Origin of the sequence: Micromonospora sp. KC721 (genome assembly GCF_004348355.1) — a bacterium.
GTDB lineage: Bacteria > Actinomycetota > Actinomycetes > Mycobacteriales > Micromonosporaceae > Micromonospora.
Genome location: NZ_SMJY01000263.1, coordinates 1 through 6868 on the forward strand (window position 1 = coordinate 1; position 6868 = coordinate 6868).

Below are 6868 nucleotides of genomic sequence, written 5' to 3' on the forward strand. Positions count from 1 at the left end.
CCCGGGTGCCCGCCGGGTCCGTGGCGCTCGCCGGGCCGTACGCCGGGATCTACCCCACCGCCTCACCCGGCGGCTGGCTGCTCGTCGGCCGCACCGGGCTGACCCTGTTCGACGTCACCGCCGACCCGCCGGCCACGCTCACCCCCGGCACCCGGGTCCGGCTGGTGCCGGCGTGATCGAGGTGCTCCGGGCCGGTCCGGCCACCACCGTCCAGGATCTCGGCCGACCGGGCTACGCGCACCTCGGCGTGCCCCGGTCGGGGGCGCTGGACCCGGCGGCGCTGGCCCTGGCGAACCGGCTGGTCGGCAACCCACCCGCCGCCGCCGGCCTGGAGATCACCCTGGGGGGTGCGGAGCTGCGGTTCACGCGGGCCGCCACCGTCGCCCTCACCGGAGCGGACGTCGAGGTGCGGACCGGCCAGCGGCCGGGAGACGTCGGCCGCCCGCTGTCGGTGCCGGCCGGTGCGGTGCTGCGGATCGGCCCGCCCCGCGCCGGGCTGCGCAACTGGCTCGCCGTCAGCGGCGGGATCGCCGTCGCGCCGGTGCTCGGCAGCCGCGCCACCGACACCCTCTCCGGCCTCGGTCCACCCCCGGTACGCGACGGCGACCACCTGCCGATCGGTCCGTGGCCCGGCCACCCGGCACCGGTGGACCACGGCGTCGTTCCGGCGGTGCCCGCGGAACTGCGGCTGACCCTGCGCCCCGGACCCCGCGCCGACTGGTTCACCGCCGACGCCCTCGACCGGCTGCTGGGCACCGCGTACACGGTCAGCCCGGTCTCGAACCGGGTCGGTGCCCGCCTGGTCGGCGCGCTGCTGCCCCGCGCGGTCGCCGGGGAGCTGCCCAGCGAGGGCGTGGTGCTCGGCGCGGTGCAGGTGCCCGCCGACGGCCAACCGCTGATCTTCCTGGCCGACCACCCCACCACCGGCGGCTACCCGGTTATCGGAGTGGTGGACGACGTGACGGGACTCGCGCAGGCCCGGCCAGGCACTACGGTGACCTTCCATGGACCTCAACGCTGACCTCGGCGAGGGATTCGGTATCTGGCGGCTCGGCGACGACGCGGCACTGCTGGACCTGGTCACCTCCGCCAACGTCGCCTGCGGCTTCCACGGCGGCGACCCGTCCACCATGCACCGGGTGTGCGCCGCCGCCGCCGAACGCGGCGTCGCCGTCGGCGCGCAGGTCGGATACCGCGACCTCGCCGGCTTCGGCCGTCGCCGCATCGAGTACGCCTTCGCCGACCTGCGCGACGAGGTCATCTACCAGCTCGGCGCCCTGGACGCGTTCTGCCGGCTGTTCGGTACCCGGGTCCGCTACCTGAAGCCGCACGGCGCGCTCTACCACGCCGCCGCGGTGGACGAGTCCCAGGCCGCCGCCATCGTCGCCGCCGTCCGGGGGTACGACCACGAGCTGCCGATCCTCTGCGCGCCCGCATCGAGGCTCGCCCAGCTCGCCGCCGGGGCCGGCCTGCGGGTGGTCGCCGAGGGCTTCGCCGACCGGAACTACCTGCCCAACGGATCGCTGGTGCCGCGCACTGCCCCCCACGCGCTGGTCACCGACCCGGAGCAGGTGGCCGCCCGGGCCGTCCGGATGGCCACCGAGCGCACCGTGATCGCGGTCGACGGCAGTGTGATCGCCTGCCAGGTCGCCTCGATCTGCCTACACGGCGACAGCCCCGGTGCGGTCGCCGCGGCGACGCTGGTACGCACCGCGCTGATCGACGCCGGGGTCACCCCGAAGCCGTTCGCCTGACCTGGCGACCCGGCCGGTCTCGTGGCCGCGTCCCGTAGGCGTCCTACCGGAACCCGGTCGCCGTCGCCCGTCGCGGGGTCAGACGTCCAGGCCGCGCAGCACCAGCGGCACCCGCGCCGCGCCGCCCTTGACCACCCGCACCGGTACGCCCCAGTCCTGCCGGGTCAGGTGGCAGGCGGCGTGTTCGACGTCCACGTCGCAGGTGGCCGCCTGAGCGGTCACCTGAAGCACACCCTGCGCCACCGCGCCGTTCACCACCAACCGGCGGGACAGCTCGGTGCTCGTCCCGGCCCCATCCAGCAGCAGGTCCGGCGGGGACGCCGAGACCACCAGCCGGGTCGACGGGCCGTACGTGTCGTCCAGCTTCTGCCCCGGCGCGGGCGTGAAGACCACATCGAGGACCACCTCGCCGGCTGCCACGTCGGTCGGCCGGCGTTCCAGCCGGTGCCGGGGACCGTCCACGGTGTTCGCCCCGGCTGCGGAGAGCGCCCCCGGAGCCAGCCGGGTCACCCGGTGTGCGGCCGACTCGACCACCAGGACGCCGCCGTCGGCGGTCAACACCAGGTCGCTCGGTTCGGCCAACCCGTCGGCCACCGTGGTGACCTGGTCGGTGGCCGGGTCGAAGCGGCGCACCGCGCCGTTGTAGGTGTCCGCGATCAACACCGAATCGTCCGGCAGCGCGAGCACCCCGAGCGGGTGCTGCAGCAGCGCCCGGCCCGCCGGACCGTCGACGTGGCCGAAGTCGAACAGCCCCTGCCCGACGGCCGTGCCCATCACCCCGTTCTGCACGTACCGCACCGCGCTGGTCTCGCTGTCGGCGATCCACAGTCGGCTGCCGTCGGCCGAGACCGACAGCCCGGAGGGCTGCGCCAGCCACGCCTCGGTCAGCGGACCGTCGCGCAGCGCCTCCACGGTGGTGCCGGCGTACATGCCGGCGGTGCGCTTCACCGGATCGAACCACCAGAGCTGGTGGATCCCGGCCATCGCGACCACCACCCGGTCGTCGTACCAGGCCAGATCCCACGGGGAGGACAGGTCGACGGAGAGCGCGTCGTGGGCGTGGTCGTCGACCGTGCCGCGCCACTGCCGGCCGGTGCCGGCGACCGTCACCACCTCACCGGTCGCCAGCTTGACGCCGCGCAGCAGGTGGTTGACGGTGTCCGCGACGAGCAGGTCGTACCCGGCGATCTCGGCGGTGTGCGCCGGGAGCAGGCAGAGCCCCTGCGGTTCGGTGAAGGACGCGGTGTCGGCCGGCCCGTCGGCGCAGCCCCGGGCGCCGGAGCCGATTCGCCGCAGCAACTGCTCGCCGTCGGGGGCCAGCTCCACCAGGGAGTGCCGGGCCGAGTCGGAGACCAGCAGGTTGCCGCCGTCGAGCACCACCGCCTTGCCGGGGAACCGCAGCGTCGTATCCGGCTCCGCCGGCGGCACGTACGGGCCGTTGCCGCGGCGCAGGGTGCCTTTCGCCTCATGGGTGGCGATCAGGTCGTCGACCAGCCGCGCCAGCCCTTCGGCGTGCCCCTCGCCGGCCATGGTGGCCACCACGTACCCCTCCGGGTCGACCACCGCGAGGGTCGGCCAGGCCTTCGCCGCGTACTGCTGCCACATGTCCAGCTCGGGGTCGTCCAGCACGGGGTGGTGCACCCCGTACCGCTCGACGGCGGCGGCCAGCGCGTCCGGATCCTTCTCGTGCTCGAACTTCGGCGAGTGCACGCCGATCACGACGAGCACGTCGGCGTACTTCTCCTCCAGCGGGCGCAGCTCGTCGAGCACGTGCAGGCAGTTGATGCAGCAGAAGGTCCAGAAATCGAGGATCGTTATCCGTCCCCGCAGGTCGGCCAGCTGGAGGGACTTCCCGCCGGTGTTCAGCCAGGCCCGGCCGCGCAGTTCTGGAGCCCGTACTCGTGCGCTCATGACCCCATCGTGCCGCATCAGTGGTTCCCCGTCGTCGCGACCGGGCGGACGGAGCGGCGTACGCGACACCGCAATCGCGCCGAGGAACGGCTAGCCCGCGCCGCCCTCGTTGCGCTCGCGTCGCCGCGAGGCGTACTCACGGACCTCAGCCGCGTCCCAGATGTGCCCGACGGTCAGCGTGTCGATCGGGGCTGGGAAGTCTGGCCGGCGAAATCCGACACAAGGTGTCAGGATTTGGCTGGAGTATGGGTTCACCGGCCGGCGCCGGTCGCGGACATCGACCGGACCTGTCGACAAGTAAGGACGTTGATGCACGAGACGCCAGACGAGCTCAGCGAGCTGCAGGCCCTCCTCGAAGCCTCCCTCTCCCGTGCCACCTCACACCTGCGTTCGATCGTTTCCGAGAACACTCTGACCGCAGGACAACTCACCCAGATCCTGACCGGCATGTGCACACTCGCCCTGTCCACTGTGACGGCGAAGGGCGAGCCGCGAATCAGCGGCGTGGACGGGCACTTTTTGCACGGAAAGTGGCACTTTGGGACGGCGCATAGCGCCGCCAAGGCCCGCCACCTCGCCGTCCGACCCGCCGCCAGCGTCGCGCACATGCGCGGCGAGGATCTGGGCGTGTTCACGCACGGGACGGTGGAGATCCTCAACCCTCGCGACGGCGAGTCAGCCCCCGACTGGCCGGACCTGCGCGCCTACTTCAAGGAGTTCTACGGCGACGACCTCTTCGACTGGGACAACGACGTGCTCTACTACCGGCTGCATCCACACTGGATGACCGTGTACGCCCCCGATATCGCGAAGCTCACCCCGGTGTCCCAGTCCTGACTTCTCCCGGAACGGCCGGCAGGGCCACGGATCCATGGCCCTGCCGGCCGTCGCGTCGGGTCAGCGGGTTGGGTCAGGAGGCCTTCTTGAGGCAGAGCACCGGGTTCGCGTCGTTGCCCTTCAGCACCACGTGCGGCTGGGTCGGGTCGGTGCACTTGTCCTTGCTGTCGACCCGCGACACGACGGTGAACGCGTCCGGTTCGCCGCAGTTCGCCGCCGTCGCACCGTTGCCCGACTGTTTCACGCAGGAGCCGACCGCCGGGTTGAAGCCGGCCGGCTTGGCGTCGTCGCCACCAATCTTGCCGAGCAGCATGAGCAGGCCCAGCGGTATCGCCAGGATCAGCACCGCCGCGATCAGCACGATGGCCAGTACCCGGCCGTTGCGGACCTTCGGCGCCGGCTGCTCCGCCTTCGGCTCGGCTTCCGGCTTGAAGGCGTCGAAGCGGCCCTGATCCGACTCCGGGTCCTGCGGCCAACCACCCGCGCCGGACTGCCCGCCGGTGCCGGGCTGGCTGGCCGGCGGGAAGGGCTGCTGTCCCGCCGGCGGAAACTGCTGGCCGGACGGCGGGAAGGGCTGCTGTCCCGCCGGTGCGAAATGCTGGTCGGCGGGCGGGAACGGCTGCTGCCCGGCCTGGGGGAACTGCTGGGTCGCCGGGGCGAACGGCGACGGGGCACCCCCGTGCGCCGGATCGTGCGCGGGGTGGCCGTACCCGGGCACAGGACCTCCGGCAGCCGGGCCGGACGGGGTGCCGAACGGATCGGCCGGACGCTCACCCGGGCCGTGCGGCCGGGTGCCGTTCATCGGCCGGTTGTTGCTGGTCGGATCCGAGAATGCCGGGATGGCACCCGGGAACGCCGGTGGCGCTGCCGGGGAGGTGGGCGGAGCCGACGAGGGCGCCTCGCCACCGAAGGCGTACGGGCCGCCCGGCCGCTCCGGCTCGTCGAAGTGCGACTGGCCGTCGAAGCGCGTCCGGTCCTGGTCGTCGAAGCGCGGCTCGGGCGCGGGCTGGTGGCCGCCGGGCTCCTCCGCCGGTGTGTCAGTGTGCTCCGGGCGGGTCGGCCGGCCGTACACCCTCGGTTGCGGCGCGGCGCCGCCGGTCGCAGGCAGAGCCTGGTCGGCCGGGGGCACCACCCGGCTGGCCATCGGCACCGAGGCGCTGGCCGACGCCCGGCCGACGGCACCGCCGTCCGCGCCGTCAGTGCCGGGTGCGGTGGCCCGCCCGGCCCCGTCGGCCTCCGGAGAGGTGCGCGGGGCGGGCACCACCGGACCGGCCGGTGACTGCGGCGGGTCCGCTGCCCAGCCACCGGAGGAGCCCTCCCGTCCCGGCAGCCCGAAGGACGGCTGCTCGGCAGGGCCGCCGAACGGGGTCGGCGGCGCGTAGTCGGCGGGCGGCGCGGCGGCCAGGCTCGCCCCGGGAATCCGCTGCTCCTGCGGGGGCAGCGGCACCTTGTTCGCCGGCGAGATGCCGGGCGCGGGGCCCGGTTGGTAGCTCGGAGTCGCGTCGGTTCGCTTCGGCTCCCAGGCGTCCTCGGTCGGCTGCGGCGCGGCCTGCGACTCGGTGTGGCCCCACGCCTCGCCTGCCGACCACGGCTCGGCATCCGGTACGACCGGACGGTCGGTGCCCCAACTGTCCGGAGCGGCCACCGAGGCGGTCGCCCGGGCCGGCTGTTCCGGTGGCGTCCACCCGCCGGGCTCCGGCCGGTCGTCCGGCTGCGGCACGGACGCGGCACCCCAGGAGCTGGTACGGGCCGGCTCGTCCGCCGTGGGCAGGTCGTGCTGGCGTTGTTCGTGCTGGCGTTGGTCGTGCTGGCCGGGGGCGGCACCCCAGTTGGTGGTCGGCTGCTGTGCCTCGCCCGCGTCCCAGCGGGCCGGAGCCGACTCCGCACCCGGTGACCAGGGTTGCGGCGTGGACTCGGCCTGCTGTGGCGCGCTGTTCCAGGTGTTGTCGCCCTGGTCCGGTTGGGCTCCGGCGTGCCAACCGCCGGAGCGGGCCGGCTCGCCCTCGCCGCCCCAACCGTTGCCGGCCGGCGGGTCGGCCTGCGGCACCGGGGCCGCGCCTCGGACGCTGTTGTCGGCCTGGGCCCAGGCGGGAACATCCGGCTCCGGCTGCGCCGGTACGGGCACCGAAGCCCGGCCGGTGCTCCGGGGAGCCTCCTCGGCAGTGGACGGTCCGCCCTGCTGCGGCCCGGCGTCCCAGGTCGTGGAGCTGGTGGCGTCGTTCTGCTGCGGCCCGGCGTGCCAGGCGGGAGCGGCGTTGCCCTGCTGCGGGGGGTTCCAGGTGGGAGCGGCGTCGTTCTGCGGCGCAGGGTTCCAGGCGGGAGCGGTGTCGTTCTGCTGGGGCGCGGGGTTCCAGGCGGGGGAGCCG

General features: G+C 74.2%; 6 protein-coding genes. 4 read left to right on the plus strand and 2 right to left on the minus strand.

All coding sequences use genetic code 11. From position 1 onward, the window contains the following. From E1182_RS32580 to E1182_RS28065, 3 genes are all read left to right on the plus strand, one after another. A partial coding sequence (locus tag E1182_RS32580; RefSeq protein ID WP_132270750.1) for a carboxyltransferase domain-containing protein occupies nucleotides 1–176 on the plus strand: 176 nt, incomplete at its 5' end. Continuing rightward, a complete protein-coding gene (locus E1182_RS28060) occupies nucleotides 173–1021 on the plus strand; it encodes a biotin-dependent carboxyltransferase family protein (RefSeq protein WP_243706459.1) in 849 nt (282 codons plus the stop codon). The genes E1182_RS32580 and E1182_RS28060, both read left to right, overlap by 4 nt. Beyond that, nucleotides 1005–1754 (plus strand): LamB/YcsF family protein, encoded by a 750-nt coding sequence (locus E1182_RS28065; protein ID WP_132270746.1) that lies wholly within the window; start codon nucleotides 1005–1007, stop codon nucleotides 1752–1754. Before E1182_RS28060 ends, E1182_RS28065 begins: the two co-directional genes overlap by 17 nt. 78 nt (nucleotides 1755–1832) lie before the next feature. Here E1182_RS28065 and E1182_RS28070 read toward each other — a convergent pair whose 3' ends face one another. Further along, nucleotides 1833–3665, minus strand: a complete 1833-nt coding sequence (locus tag E1182_RS28070) for an NHL domain-containing thioredoxin family protein (protein ID WP_132270747.1) — start codon at nucleotides 3663–3665, stop codon at nucleotides 1833–1835. A gap of 309 nt (nucleotides 3666–3974) precedes the next feature. On the opposite strand from E1182_RS28070, the gene E1182_RS28075 reads away from it, so the two are divergent. Continuing rightward, nucleotides 3975–4502, plus strand: a complete 528-nt coding sequence (locus tag E1182_RS28075; RefSeq protein ID WP_132270748.1) for a pyridoxamine 5'-phosphate oxidase family protein — start codon at nucleotides 3975–3977, stop codon at nucleotides 4500–4502. Between the two features lie 73 nt (nucleotides 4503–4575). Here the strand turns inward: E1182_RS28075 and E1182_RS31365 are convergent. Next, on the minus strand, nucleotides 4576–6868 hold a 2293-nt coding region (locus tag E1182_RS31365; RefSeq protein WP_165942744.1), incomplete at its 5' end, for a hypothetical protein.